The organism is Parvibaculum sp. MBR-TMA-1.3b-4.2, from assembly GCF_053628815.1.
Window position 1 is genome coordinate 507160 of record NZ_JBRJHC010000001.1, and the last position, 12924, is coordinate 520083.

The 12924-nt window shown below is 62.7% G+C and carries 11 protein-coding genes; all 11 read right to left on the reverse strand.

Translation table 11 applies throughout. From position 1 onward, the window contains the following. Nucleotides 1-72 precede the first annotated feature (72 nt). Nucleotides 73-801, reverse strand: a complete 729-nt coding sequence (locus ACSSVQ_RS02705) for an ABC transporter ATP-binding protein (RefSeq protein ID WP_454180731.1) — start codon at nt 799-801, stop codon at nt 73-75. Continuing rightward, nucleotides 794-2098, reverse strand: coding sequence for a lipoprotein-releasing ABC transporter permease subunit (locus ACSSVQ_RS02710; RefSeq protein WP_454180732.1), 1305 nt, complete (start codon nt 2096-2098; stop codon nt 794-796). The genes ACSSVQ_RS02705 and ACSSVQ_RS02710 overlap by 8 nt, the downstream gene beginning before the upstream one ends. Before the next feature lie 41 nt (nt 2099-2139). Beyond that, a complete protein-coding gene (proS, locus tag ACSSVQ_RS02715) occupies nt 2140-3459 on the reverse strand; it encodes a proline--tRNA ligase (RefSeq protein ID WP_454180733.1) in 1320 nt (439 codons plus the stop codon). Nucleotides 3460-3566: 107 nt separating this feature from the next. After that, nucleotides 3567-5303, reverse strand: coding sequence for a hypothetical protein (locus ACSSVQ_RS02720; RefSeq protein ID WP_454180734.1), 1737 nt, complete (start codon nt 5301-5303; stop codon nt 3567-3569). A 77-nt stretch (nt 5304-5380) separates the two neighbouring features. Beyond that, complete coding sequence (locus tag ACSSVQ_RS02725; RefSeq protein WP_454180735.1) at nt 5381-7075, reverse strand: hypothetical protein; 1695 nt, start codon at nt 7073-7075, stop codon at nt 5381-5383. 52 nt (nt 7076-7127) lie between these two features. Next, nucleotides 7128-7673 (reverse strand): hypothetical protein, encoded by a 546-nt coding sequence (locus tag ACSSVQ_RS02730; RefSeq protein ID WP_454180736.1) that lies wholly within the window; start codon nt 7671-7673, stop codon nt 7128-7130. Nucleotides 7674-8066: 393 nt separating this feature from the next. Continuing rightward, complete coding sequence (locus tag ACSSVQ_RS02735) at nt 8067-8384, reverse strand: DUF1467 family protein (protein ID WP_454180737.1); 318 nt, start codon at nt 8382-8384, stop codon at nt 8067-8069. Nucleotides 8385-8425: 41 nt separating this feature from the next. Further along, complete coding sequence (gene mce / locus ACSSVQ_RS02740; RefSeq protein ID WP_167095165.1) at nt 8426-8830, reverse strand: methylmalonyl-CoA epimerase; 405 nt, start codon at nt 8828-8830, stop codon at nt 8426-8428. A gap of 72 nt (nt 8831-8902) precedes the next feature. Then, the gene (locus tag ACSSVQ_RS02745; protein WP_454184637.1) at nt 8903-10513 is read right to left on the reverse strand and encodes a ribonuclease J; all 1611 of its coding nucleotides are present in this window, start codon (nt 10511-10513) and stop codon (nt 8903-8905) included. A 143-nt stretch (nt 10514-10656) separates the two neighbouring features. Beyond that, nucleotides 10657-11448, reverse strand: a complete 792-nt coding sequence (locus ACSSVQ_RS02750) for a biotin--[acetyl-CoA-carboxylase] ligase (RefSeq protein WP_454180738.1) — start codon at nt 11446-11448, stop codon at nt 10657-10659. A gap of 10 nt (nt 11449-11458) precedes the next feature. Beyond that, nucleotides 11459-12904, reverse strand: coding sequence for an NADH-quinone oxidoreductase subunit NuoN (nuoN, locus tag ACSSVQ_RS02755; RefSeq protein ID WP_454180739.1), 1446 nt, complete (start codon nt 12902-12904; stop codon nt 11459-11461). Nucleotides 12905-12924: the final 20 nt, after the last annotated feature.

Below are 12924 nucleotides of genomic sequence, written 5' to 3' on the forward strand. Positions count from 1 at the left end.
TACAGGGACCATGCGTAAAACCGATCAATCGGTCCAACGCGTTATTCTTGTCAAATCAATCGATATTATCGATCAAAGGCTCTGGTATTGCGCGGCGAGTTCCGCACCTTCGAGCAGCTTGCCTTCATGGAGCAGGACGACCCGGTCCATATGCGAGGCAAGGTCGAGATTGTGGGTCGCGATGAGCGCGGCCACCCCCTCCTGCCGGCAGACATTCAACAGCTCGGTGAAGACATGCCGGGAGGTCTTGGGATCGAGATTGCCGGTGGGCTCGTCAGCCAGCACGAGGCGCGGCCGGTTGGCCAGCGCGCGGGCGATGGCGACACGCTGCTGCTCGCCGCCGGAAAGTTCGGCCGGCCGATGCGTCGCGCGCGGCGCGAGCCCCATGCGGGTGAGCAGGTCCATGGCGAAGTCATGCGCCTCGCTCTTTTTCCGGCCCGCCACGAGCTGGGGCAGCATGACGTTTTCCACCGCCGAAAATTCGGGCAGCAGATTGTGGAACTGATAGACGAAGCCTACATCGGTCCGGCGGACGGCGGTCTTCTGGCTGTCCGGCAGCGCCACGCAGTCGCGCCCGCCGATCATCACGGCGCCGCTATTCGGCATTTCCAGCAGGCCAGCGATGTGGAGCAGCGAGGATTTGCCCGCGCCGGAAGGGCCGACGAGCCCGACCATCTGGCCTTTCCAGATATCCAGCGAGAGTTCGCGGAAGATATGGAGCGTCTCTTCGCCCTGCTCATAGGTGCGTGTGACGTCTTTCAGGCTGAGGGCGGGCATGCTGTCAGTGGTTACATCACTCATAGCGCAGCGCCTCCACCGGATCGAGCGAGGCGGCGCGCCAGGCGGGATAAAGCGTCGCCGCGAATGAAAGCCCCAGCGCCATGAGGACAACGGAGGTCACTTCGCTGACATCTACTTCCGCGGGCATTCGGCTCAGGAAATAGACCTCCGGCGAGAACAGCTCCGTTCCCGACAGGCTCGACAGGAACTGGCGCAGCGGTTCGATGTTGAGACAGAAGACGAGCCCGAGCGCGAAACCGGCCAGCGTGCCCAATACGCCAATCGAGGCGCCTGAAATGAAGAAGATGCGCAGGACCGAGCCGCGCGTCGCGCCCATGGTGCGCAGGACGGCGATGTCCCTGCCCTTGTCCTTCACCAGCATGATGAGGCCCGAGATGATGTTGAGCGCGGCGACGACGAGGATGAGCGTCAGGATGAGAAACATCACATTGCGCTCCACCTGAAGCGCGCTGAAGAAACTCTGATTGGTCTGCTGCCAGGTGACGACATCGCAACAGGCCCCGGCGGCCTGCGCGACGGGCAGGACGGCGGCGTTCACCCGGTCGGGATCGGCAATCCTGAGTTCAAGCGCGTTCACGCCATTGCCCGTTTTCAAGAAGCTCTGCGCCGCAGCGAGTGGCATGAAGACAAAGGTGGCGTCGTATTCCGACATGCCAACCTCGAAGATCGCGCCGACCTTGAAGGCGCGCACGCGTGGCGCCGTGCCGAAAGGCGTGGATGTGCCCCTCGGGCTCAACAGCGTGATCTTGTCGCCGACGGAGACGCCAAGCTTGCGCGCGAGACGCGCGCCGACGGCGATCTCGCCCTCCTTGAAGCTGTCCAGCGAGCCCATCAGCACATTGTCCGAGACGGCGGTCAGGTGCTCAAGGTCCTTTTCGCGCACGCCGCGCACCAAGGCGCCGGAGGCGTTCGCCGGGGTGGAGGCCATGACCTGCCCCTCGACAAGCGGCACGACACTGGTCACGCCGTTCACCTTGCGCACCTTGTCGGCCACGCTGTCGTAATCGGTGATGTAGCCGGCCACGCCGCGCACGAACATATGGCCGTTCAAACCCAGAATGTGAGAGAGAAGCTCCGTACGGAAACCGTTCATCACCGACATGACGATGATGAGCGTCGCCACGCCAAGCATGATGCCGACGAAGGAAAACCCCGCAATGACGGAGATGAAGCCTTCTTTGCGGCGGGCCCTCAGATAGCGGAAGGCCAGCAGCCATTCGAAGCCGCTGAAAGGCCGCGTCTTGCCACCGGATACCGGTTCCATATCACCGGTTGCGAGGCCTGCATTGTCGCTCATATCGGTTTTCGCCTTTCGCCCCCGCCCTGCAATTGACCGGTTCAGCTGGTGAGAAGGTTCAGCGCTGAATCGATCGAGAGTTCTTCCTTCTCGCCGGTCGCCCGGTTCTTTACTTCCACCACACCGTTCTTCAACCCGCGCGGGCCGACCACGAGCTGCCAGGGAAGGCCGATCAGGTCCATATTGCTGAACTTGGCCCCTGCCCGCTCGTTCGTGTCGTCATAGAGCGTTTCTATCCCGGCGGAAGTGAGTTTCGCGTAAATGTCTTCGCAGGCCGCATCCGTTTCGGCATCGCCGGATTTGAGATTGACGAGGCCGACCTTGAAGGGCGCCACGGCTTCGGGCCAGATAATGCCGTTCTCGTCATGGCTCGCCTCGATGATGGCGCCGACAAGGCGCGAGACGCCGATGCCGTAGGAGCCCATCTGGACGGGCACTTCCTTGCCGTCCGGACCGGAGACGACCGCGCCCATGGCCTTCGAATATTTCGTGCCAAAAAAGAAGATATGGCCAACCTCGATGCCGCGCGCCGTCATGCGCTTGTCTTCCGGCACCTCGGCCTCGAACTTCGCCTCGTCATGCACTTCGTCGGTCGCGGCATAAAGCTCCGTCCGTGAACGGAGGATGGCCTCAAGGTCGCTCTCATAATCGAGGTCGTCGCCCGGCACATCCATATCCACCAGATCGCGATGACAGAAGACGGCGGATTCGCCGGTCTCCGCCAGAATGATGAATTCATGGCTGAGGTCGCCGCCGATGGGACCGGTATCGGCGGCCATGGGAATGGCGCTGAGGCCCATGCGGTCGAAGGTCCGCAGATAGGAGACGAACATCTTCTGGTATGCGCGGCGTGCGGCGTCCACATCGAGGTCGAAGGAATAGCCGTCCTTCATCAGAAATTCGCGCCCGCGCATGACGCCGAAACGCGGCCTGATCTCGTCGCGGAACTTCCACTGGATGTGATAGAGATTGCGCGGCAGGTCGCGGTAGGAGCGGACCGAGTTCTTGAAGATCTCGGTGATCATCTCCTCATTGGTCGGCCCGTACAGCATGTCGCGGTCATGCCGGTCCTTGATGCGGAGCATTTCAGGCCCATAGGCGTCGTAGCGGCCCGACTCGCGCCAGAGATCGGCCGACTGGATCGTCGGCATGAGCATCTGGATGGCGCCCGCCTTTTCCTGCTCCTCATGAACGATCTTCTCGATATTCCTCAGCACGCGCAGGCCGAGCGGCAGCCAGGCATAGATACCGGCGCTCGTCTGCCGGACCATGCCGGCGCGCAGCATGAGGCGGTGCGAGACGATCTGGGCCTCGGCGGGGTTTTCCTTCAGGGTCGGCAGAAAATATCGGGAAAGACGCATTGCGTTGTGCTGACTTGTCGTTGGGGGCCGAAGCGCGAGGCGACCGGCGTCACCTCTCCGGCAACTGCCGAATCCCGCGCCGGGCCAGCTAAAACAGGGACCAAGTTTTAGGGGGTCGCCACCGACTTCGCAATGTCCGGCTTGAGGTTCAATTGGGCCGAATAGCGCCGGACCGCCCCTTCCAGATAGGCCTGAACGTCCACATTCGGGGGTTCGCTCACGCCACGCCCGGTGCGGACGCCCCAGGGGCCCTTTTCCAGCTCGGCGGCGGTATAGTCCATCCGGACGTCATAGGTCCGCTCGATCTGGTTACGCAGCTTCTGTTCGGCCTCGTACCAGCGGGTTTTCACCGGCCCGTCCGGGCAGGTGGAAAGCTCCGCGCCGCGCGCGCCCCAGCGGCGCTCGACGCATTGATAGGGGTCGAAGGAGAGCCTGAAAAGGCGTCGGGAGATCTGCTCCATATCGAGCGTCACGGGCTTGCCCGCCGAATTCTCATAGGTGACAAGGCAGGAGGCCGCCTCCTCGTCGTAGAGCTTCAGCATGTCGCCGGGCAGGTCGTTACCGTCATATTCGAGGCGCGGGGCATCGATGAGGTCGAGCTTCACGAAGAGGACGACGGAATCGTAGAGCTGCTTGAAGCTCGTTTTCAGCCGGGCATCGCGGGCGGGCGTCGAATAGCTCTCCCAGAGCCCGTCCGTTCCATAGATGTTTTCCGGCAGGCGTTCGGGCGGGGTCATCTCATCGGTGCCCTTGTCCCGCGCCACCTCGATGGAATGCTGTCGAGAATGAAGGTCGCGGCATAGCGACTGCGTCAAGGATCGCAGCTCGTCGAGCGGTCGATAGGTCAGATCGCCGAAGGACATCTTCGCCCGGAGATAGGTGTAGAAGTCCATCGTCTCGTCGTACCAGACCCATTGCGCATTGCGCCAATTGTCCGGATCGGTCGGCGGATTGCCTGTGTATTGCTCCAGCGAATAGTCCGCCAGCTTGCTGTTCGGCGTGCCCTCGATATGCCCGCCGACAAGCGCGCCATTGGGCGCGCGCGTCGCGCCCACGACTCGGATAGGCCGGTACTTCTGGAAGATCGCGCCAAGCTCCGGCCCGGTGCGCGCATATTCATGACCGAGGAAGCCGCGCGTTACCGTGTTGTCGGGCTGGGCGGAGAAAAGCCGGATACGGCCGCTCTGCTCCACCTTCCAGACAAGTGCGATATGGCCATTGCTGTCATAGGCGATGGTGCCGGGCTGAATGGCCTCGCGGTTCAAGGCCGGCGAATAGGTGTCGGAGAAAAGCTCCGGGTCCCATGCGCGCGCATCGTATCGATGCATGGCGGTAGAGACGGTGGTGGTCAGCCGTTGCAGCAGGCGCGGCGCATTGACCCCGTGTTCGGTACGCGGGACGGAATCGCGCTTCGTGATCGCATTGCCATGGGGCGAATAACGGACATCGCTGTCCCTGACCTTCTCGATGACATTGCCGTCTTCATCCAGCGGCTTGACCTCGGATTCCCAAGCGAAGGGCAATCCGTTCTTCCAGGCGAAATAGGCGCGCAGCACGAGCGGTGCGTCGGCGCAGTCGATCAGGAAGTCGTAGAGGCCGGTGCCCTTGTCGGTGAACCGGTAGGGATTGGCCGCGCTTTTGAGGCAGTCCTGAACGGTCCAGCAATCCGCCGCGCCGATACCGGCCACGAAATCGCGCCATGCCTCTTCATCCGTCTGGCTCCATGCCGGTTTGGTGACGATCCAGCGCGCGGAATCCGCAGCCAAGGCCGGTTGCGCGGCCAGCATGGCTGACAGAAAAAGCCCCGGAGCGGCAATCAGAACACGCCAGAAAGAGAGATACATCACCGGCCCTCATGCGGAATCGGCGCAGCTTCCGCGTCCCGTCCCGCAAAGTCAACGAAGGCTATGTGACAGTTGGGTCAGCGAGTGGCCGCGGGTTCCGGCGTGTCCGCCATGACGGAATAGCGATGGGCCGCGGCCTCCAGATAGGCGCGCACATCAACCTCGGGCGGATGGTCCACGCCCCTGCCCGTTCTGAGCCCGTAAGGACCCCGCTCAAGCTCGGTAATATTGTAGCCCATATCGACATCATAGGTCCGGTCGATCTGGTTGCGGAGTTGCTGCTGCGCCTCATACCAGCGGGTCTTCACCGCGCCGTCGCGGCAGGTGGAAAGCTCCGTTCCGCCCGCCCCCCAGCGGCGCTCCACGCATTGATAAGGGTCAAAGGAAAGCTTGAAGAGACGCTCGGTCACCTGACGCATATTGAGCGACACCATGCGGCCGTCTGAATTGCGATAGGAAATCGTGCAGGCCGCAGCCTTCTGCTCATAGGCCTGCAGAAGGTCGCCGACGAGATTGTTGCCGTCATATTTCAGGCGCGGAGCATCGATGAGATCGAGCTTCACGAACTGCACGACGGCATCGTAAAGCTCCTTGAACGCAGTCTTCAGCCGGGCGTCCCGCGAGGGCGTGGAATAGAGTTCCCACACCCCGTCGGTGCCGTAGATGTTGTTCGGCAGGCGACGCGGCGGCGTCATGTTGTCGATGCCTTCTTCCTGCGCGATTTCCACAGCGCGGGCGCGCGAACGCAGGTCCTGGCAGAGCGACATCATCATGGCGTTCACTTCGTCCAGCGGGCGGTATTCGAGATCGCCAAAGGACATCTTCGCCCGGAGATAGGTATAGAAATCCATCGTCTCGTCCTGCCACACCCATTGCGCGCGGCGCCAGTTCGCCGGGTCGGCCGGCGGGTTGCCGGTATATTGCTCCAGTGAGAAATCCGGGATTTCGCTGTTCGGCGTCGCAACGATACGCCCGCCGATCAGCGAGCCATTGGCCGCCCGCCTCGCGCCAACGAGGCGGATGGGGCGGAATTTCTGGAAGATCGATCCGAGTTCGGGGCCGGTGCGCAGGAACTCCCGCCCGACAAAGGAGCGGCTCACCGTGTGATCGGGGTGAGAAGAGAAAATCCAGATGCGGCCATTGGGCTCGACCCGCCAGACGGTCGCGATATGACCGTTCACATCATAGACGATGGTGCCGGGCTGGATCGCTTCCCGGTCGAGGCGCGGCGAATAGGTATCGGTGAACATGGTTTTGTCCCACGCCCTCGCATCGCGCCGGAACATGGCCGTCGAAATCGTCCAGGTGAGCTGGCGCAGGATCGGCATGGCGCGCACGCCATAGGCCGTGCGCGGCACCGACGCGCGGCTCACCACCCTGTTGCCATAGGGCGAATAGCGGATGTCGCCGCGCACCCCGTCGGCGGGCAACACGCCGTTCGCCCAGGCGAAGGGCAGTCCGTTCTTCCAGGCGAAATAGGCCCGCAGCACATAAGGCGTATCGGCGCAGTCCACGAGGAAGCGCGCGCCCTTCGGATCGGTATGGCGGTAGGGATTGGCCGGGCTCTTGAGGCAGGCATCCATCGTCCAGCAATCCGCCGCGCCAATTGCCGCGATGAAGTCGCGCCAGGCGGCCTCGTCGCTCTCGCTCCAGTGATCCTTGGTGATCGTCCACAGACCATTGCCCGACGCCATGGCAGGCGACGACACCGCCAGCCCCAGCATCAGACTGAAAAAGCCGAAGACCCCCGTCTTCACCCAACCCGCAAGCATGAAACACCACCCGATTTGCCCATAATCAGGGTCCCGGGGGGACCGCCCGGAGTCAATCCGCCGGAGTGCGGTGCGGGGGCTCCAGAGGCTGTTTCGTGTGCGTGTGATGCAATTCTGCACAGGCTTCGGCCAGCGCCTGGCGGCTTCCATCGGAAAGCGGCACGCCGTCGATTTCCATCGCGCCGGTGCGGCTGTCTATCCGCAGATGCGCGACGCTCATCTCACTGGTGGAGACGCCCGGCGTGGCGCTGCCGGCAAGCGGGCGGACCACCACGTCGAATTCATAATGGCGGCGGGGGGCATAGTCGGTTTCGCCGCCGATATCGGCCGGTGCGACGGGGCTGCCATCGGCGGCCACGCCTGGCACATAGTCCGCGGCGCCGTCGACGGTATCGGGCGCGGCGTAGAGGTCGAGGTTTTCACAGGCTTCGGGCGAAATCCGGACGATCCGCGCGCCCTCCCCTCCGGCCAGGTCCAGCGTCGGGTTTTGCGCTTGTGCCGCGGCTTGTCCTGCAATCAGGCAAAGCGGGCCGGCGATCAGCGCCATAAGGCAGCCAAGCCGCGGAAAGGGACTGGAATCACGGGTCGAGCGGGTCATGCGCCATCATCTCCCTATCCGGCTTAACGTCTCATCACCGTTTCGCTCGTTGCCGGGAAACAGGTGACGGCGGACATTCATTTCGCACCCGCCGTATTTTCGTGCCGAATGTTACCATTCCGACGATTTTTGCGTGACATCGCGTCGCATCCCCGCTATCTTCTGCGCAACAAAGGGGCCGGAAAACAGGTTCCAAGTCTAGGGAGGAAACGCAGACACGACCGGCAACGGTCGATGGCGCGACCAAATGAGGGAAAACCCAAAGCAAGGCCACGAAAGTGGACCTTGCTTTTTTTTGTGTCGGGGTCGGGCAAGGCCACGAAAGCGGACCTTGCTTTTTTTGCGCTTAATTCGGGCTTGCGTTGGATTGGGGCTCGCCGGCCCCTCCCTGCCTCAGTTGCCGGGCTGCTGCGCGGGCGCTGCCGGGGTGACCGGCTCGTTATATTCCGGCGAGAACTTCGGCATGAACGGAATGTCGTCATAGGAAATGGGCTGATAGATCATCACCCAGGCGACGATGCACCAGAGGATGCCCGCTATGATCGTCGTGGCGAGCACCTTCCAGAGCAGCAGGGTTCGCGCCGGCGCGCCGGGGTCATGCCCCTCGCGCAGATCTTCCTCGGCGACCGGATTTCCCCGGAAGGGAAGCACCGCCAGCAAGGTGATCCACCAAATCACGAAATAGATGGCGATGCCTGCGAACCAGCTCATTGACCGTCCGATCCCGTCTCAAGAAAGCGAGGGCTTGTCCCTCAGGCCTGTTCCAGCTCGACCAGCGTGCCGTTCAGATCTTTCGGATGAAGGAAGACGACCGGTTTGCCATGGGCGCCGATCTTCGGCTTGCCGGTGCCGGTGATGGTCACGCCTTCGTCGTTCATCTTTTCGCAGGCCTGATCGATATCATCGACCTCGATGCAGATGTGATGAATGCCGCCCTTGGGGTTCTTGGCGAGGAAACCGGCAATCGGCGAATCTTCGCCCAGCGGCTCCAGCAGTTCGATCTTGGTGTTGCCGAGATCGACGAAAACCGTGGTCACGCCATGGTCGGGCTGCGGTACGGCTTCGGAGACTTTCGCATTGAACTTCTGGCGATAGGTTTCCGCGGCGGCCTTGATGTCGGGCACTGCGATCGCAACGTGATTGAGCGGTCCGAGCATGAGAGTTTCCTTTAGGTCTGGAATTGCGCTGGCCAGAAATTAGGCCGGTTCAGGGGCAGTAGCAAGGCGGGGTCAGATACGCGTGACCATCACCTCCACCTGCGCCTTTTTGCCCCATTCGCGGCGCAGCGTTCCACGCACCGCGCGGCGGACATATTCCGCAACGGCACCGTCGTCTCCCCTGCGCTTGGCAGGCAGCCGGTCCAGCGCCTCGTCGATTGCGTCGAGCGCCCGGTCTTCCAGCAACACGCCGAAATTATCTTCCTCCGGCAGGCCGATCAGGCGTACTTGCGGGTCGCCGCAAATGCGGTTCTTGCCGTCGATTACCAGGGTCACGAAGACCGCGCCCGAGAAGGAAAGCCTGCGGCGCATGCGCAGCGCTTCCTCCTCGGCTTCCACCAGAATGTCGCCATCGAGGTAAAGGCGGCCGGAGGGTGCTTCGTCGATCACCTTGGCCTCGTTCGGAGCGAGGTGAACCATGAGCCCATTCTTCACCACGATCTGCTCGGGCACCTGAAGTTCGCGCGCAAAGGCGGCATGCTCTGCGAGATGGCGGGATTCGCCGTGAACGGGAATGGAAACCCGCGGCCTGATCCACTGATACATCTGGGCAAGTTCGTCGCGGCAGGGATGACCGGAGACGTGGACGAAGTGATCCTTCTCCGTCACGACCCGGATGCCGCGCTCCGACAACAGGTTCTGAAGCTCGAAAATAGAGACGTCGTTGCCGGGGATGATGCGGGAGGAAAAGACGACCGTATCGCCCTCCTCCAGCACGATGTTGGGGTGAGTGTTTTCAGCGATCCGGGCCAGCGCGGCGCGCGGCTCTCCCTGCGAGCCGGTGCAAAGATAGAGCACGCTTTCCGGCGGCAGGTAGCCCGCATCCTCTTCGTTCACGAAGGGCGGCAGGTCGTGGAGGTATCCCGCTTCGCGCGCTGCGGAAACCACGCGGTGCATGGAACGCCCGACCAGCACGACATGACGGCCGCATTCCGCCGCCGCCTTGGCGATGCTTTCCAGCCGCGCCACATTGGAGGCGAAGGTGGTGACGGCGATGCGGCGCTTGCACGTCTGGAAAAGCTCGACGAGGCTCCGGCCGACATCGGCTTCCGAACCGGAAACGCCGGGCGAAAAGACATTGGTGCTGTCGCAAACGATGGCGAGCACGCCTTCATCGCCGATTTCCGTCAGGCGAGCCGCGTCGATGTCGTCGCCCAGCACCGGATCCGGATCGATCTTCCAGTCGCCCGTATGCAGGACGAGGCCGAGCGGCGTGCGGATCGCCAGCGCGTTGGGTTCCAGAATGGAATGGGTGAGCGTGACGAGTTCGATGTCGAAGGGGCCGAGATCGAAACGATGGCCGAGCGGGATGATGTGCATCGGCACTTCATCCTCGATCCCCGCCTCGATCAGCTTGCCGCGCACCATATGGGCGGTGAAGGGCGTTGCGTAGACCGGACAGCGCAGGCGTGGCCAGATATGCGCGACGGCGCCGATATGGTCTTCATGCGCATGGGTGAGGACGATGCCGAGCAGCTCGTCGCGCCGCTCTTCGATGAAGGCCGGGTCGCCCATGATGAGGTCGATGCCCGGCGTGCGCTCGTCGCCGAAGGTGACGCCCAGATCGACAATGATCCACTGCCGGTCGTCGTCGGTCCCGTAGCCATACAGGTTGAAGTTCATCCCGATTTCGCCGGATCCGCCGAGCGGCAGAAACAGGAACTCGTCATCGGGGTTCGCCGGGCCCGCGCGCTTGCCGCTTGCGGTATCGGCGGCGGTGGCGGGAGATGTTGTTTCACTCATGCTTATTCTTAGCGCGGCAGGCGTCAGGACGCCATGGGGGGCGTCGGGGAGCCGAAAAAGACATCGCCCGCCGCCACCCGGCGCAGGCTGCCATCCGACAGGCGGATTTCCAGAGTGCCGTCCGTGGCGAGCCCCTCGAAGCTGCCCGTAAAACTCTCATCCGACAGGCGCACGGTGATCTCGCCGTGAAGGCCCTCGGCGCGGGCAAGCCATGCCTCGCGGATCGCGGCAAAGCCATGCTGGCCCCGCCAGACGGCCAGCCAGCGCTCATAGCTTGCGGCCAGCGCCTGCAGCATCTCCACCGGCGTGACATGGCCTGCCTGCATGGCGGCCAGAGACGTGGCCGGATATTCGATGTTCTCGGGATGGACGGCCAGGTTGACGCCCATGCCGATGGCGACCCAGGCGACCTCGCCCCCTGCGACGCCGGAGGATTCCAGCAGGATACCGGCGAGCTTTCGCCGCTCATGCAGGAGGTCGTTCGGCCATTTGAGCTTGAGCCCGCCTTTCAACTGAGGCGGCAGGATGCTTTCCACGGCATCATGGACGGCAACGGCGGCGACGAATGAAAGTTCGCCCGCCTTGCGCGGGCCACAATGGGGGCTGAGGAGCAGCGTTCCCATGAAATTGCCGTTGGGCGACACCCACTCACGGCCCCGCCTGCCCCGCCCCGCAGTCTGGAGGTCGGCCGTGATCCAGACATTGCCGGGATCGCCCGCATCGCCCAAGCGGCGGGCTTCTTCATTGGTGCTGTCGATTTCGCCAAAGTGAAAATGGCGGTATCCGGCAGGAAGGCTCGTGTCTTGCTCTGCCATGCTGCGCGCCTTACGGCATCAACGCGGCAACCGCCGATTGCGCCCCGGCGATGATCGGCAGCGGATAGACGAAGAACAGCATGGTGAAGATACCGGAGATGGTGAGCATCGCCGTCAGCTCGCCCGGCATGGGCTCGAAGGCCTCCGCCGGTTCGTCGAAATACATCACCTTCACGATGCGCAGATAGTAGAAGGCGCCGACGACGCTGGAGAGCACGCCGATAACGGCCAGCGGGTAAAGATGGGCCTGAATGGCAGCCATGAAGACGTAAAACTTGCCGAAGAAGCCCGCGAGCGGCGGGATGCCGGCCAGCGAAAACATCAGCATCGCAAAGACGAAGGCGAGCAAGGGCTGGTGACGCGACAGGCCAGCAAGGTCGTCGATGGATTCCACCATGCCTTCCTGACGGCGCATCATGAGGATGCAGCAGAAGACGCCGATATTCATGATGACATAGATCGTCATGTAGATGAGCACGCCGCGCAGGCCTTCCGGCGTGCCCGCGGCAAGACCGACAAGCGCATAGCCCATATGGCCGATGGAGCTGTAGGCCATCAGGCGCTTGATGTTGTTCTGGCCGATGGCGGCAAAGGCGGCCAGCACCATGGACGCGATCGAGATGAACACGATGATCTGCTGCCATTCGGGCAGGAGATGCGGGAAGGCGCTATAGAGCAGATTGATGATGAGCGCCATAGCCGCAAGTTTGGGCGCGCCGGCGAAGAAGGCGGTCACCGGGGTCGGCGCGCCTTCATAGACATCGGGCGTCCACATGTGGAACGGCACGGCGGAAATCTTGAAGGTGAGACCGGCCAGCACGAACACGAGGCCGAAGATGACGCCGGTATTGGCGCCGGCTTCCAGGACGTGGGCGATGACGTTGAAATCGACACTGCCCGTGAAGCCATAGACCATCGACGCGCCGTAAAGCAGCATGCCGGAGGACAGCGCACCAAGGACGAAATATTTCAGGCCCGCTTCCGTGGACCGCGTGCTGTCGCGATTGAAGGCCGCGATGACGTAAAGCGCGAGGCTCTGCAGTTCGAGACCCAGATAGAGGGCGATCAGGCTGTTGGCGGACACCATGGCGAACATGCCGAGCGTGGCCAGCACGATCAGGACGGGAAACTCGAAACGGTCGATCTTTTCCCGCTCCATGAAGTTCATCGACATGATGATGGCAGCGGCCGCGGCAAGCAGGACGAGGATCTTCACATATTTGGTGAAGCCGTCGATGACGAACATGCCCTCGAAGGTCGTCACGCGCCCGCCGCTCTGGCCGATCAGGACGCCGCAGACGATGGCAAAGAGCGCCAGCGCGCCATAAGCGGTATCGCGCGCCGTGGCATGCTTGCGGAACACGCCATACATGAGCAGCAGCAGAGCACCCGCTGCGAGAAGCATCTCGGGCAGAGCGGGAGAAAAAGCGGGAAGCGTGGTCACTGCGGTTTCCATGAATCTGTCCTTGCGGCCCC

Coding starts and splice junctions, on each gene's coding strand:
- ACSSVQ_RS02705 (WP_454180731.1), bottom strand. CDS start 801: ATGAGTGATGTAACCACTGACAGCATGCCCGCCCTCAGCCTGAAAGAC.
- ACSSVQ_RS02710 (WP_454180732.1), bottom strand. CDS start 2,098: ATGAGCGACAATGCAGGCCTCGCAACCGGTGATATGGAACCGGTATCC.
- proS (WP_454180733.1), bottom strand. CDS start 3,459: ATGCGTCTTTCCCGATATTTTCTGCCGACCCTGAAGGAAAACCCCGCC.
- ACSSVQ_RS02720 (WP_454180734.1), bottom strand. CDS start 5,303: ATGTATCTCTCTTTCTGGCGTGTTCTGATTGCCGCTCCGGGGCTTTTT.
- ACSSVQ_RS02725 (WP_454180735.1), bottom strand. CDS start 7,075: ATGCTTGCGGGTTGGGTGAAGACGGGGGTCTTCGGCTTTTTCAGTCTG.
- ACSSVQ_RS02730 (WP_454180736.1), bottom strand. CDS start 7,673: ATGACCCGCTCGACCCGTGATTCCAGTCCCTTTCCGCGGCTTGGCTGC.
- ACSSVQ_RS02735 (WP_454180737.1), bottom strand. CDS start 8,384: ATGAGCTGGTTCGCAGGCATCGCCATCTATTTCGTGATTTGGTGGATC.
- mce (WP_167095165.1), bottom strand. CDS start 8,830: ATGCTCGGACCGCTCAATCACGTTGCGATCGCAGTGCCCGACATCAAG.
- ACSSVQ_RS02745 (WP_454184637.1), bottom strand. CDS start 10,513: ATGAACTTCAACCTGTATGGCTACGGGACCGACGACGACCGGCAGTGG.
- ACSSVQ_RS02750 (WP_454180738.1), bottom strand. CDS start 11,448: ATGGCAGAGCAAGACACGAGCCTTCCTGCCGGATACCGCCATTTTCAC.
- nuoN (WP_454180739.1), bottom strand. CDS start 12,904: ATGGAAACCGCAGTGACCACGCTTCCCGCTTTTTCTCCCGCTCTGCCC.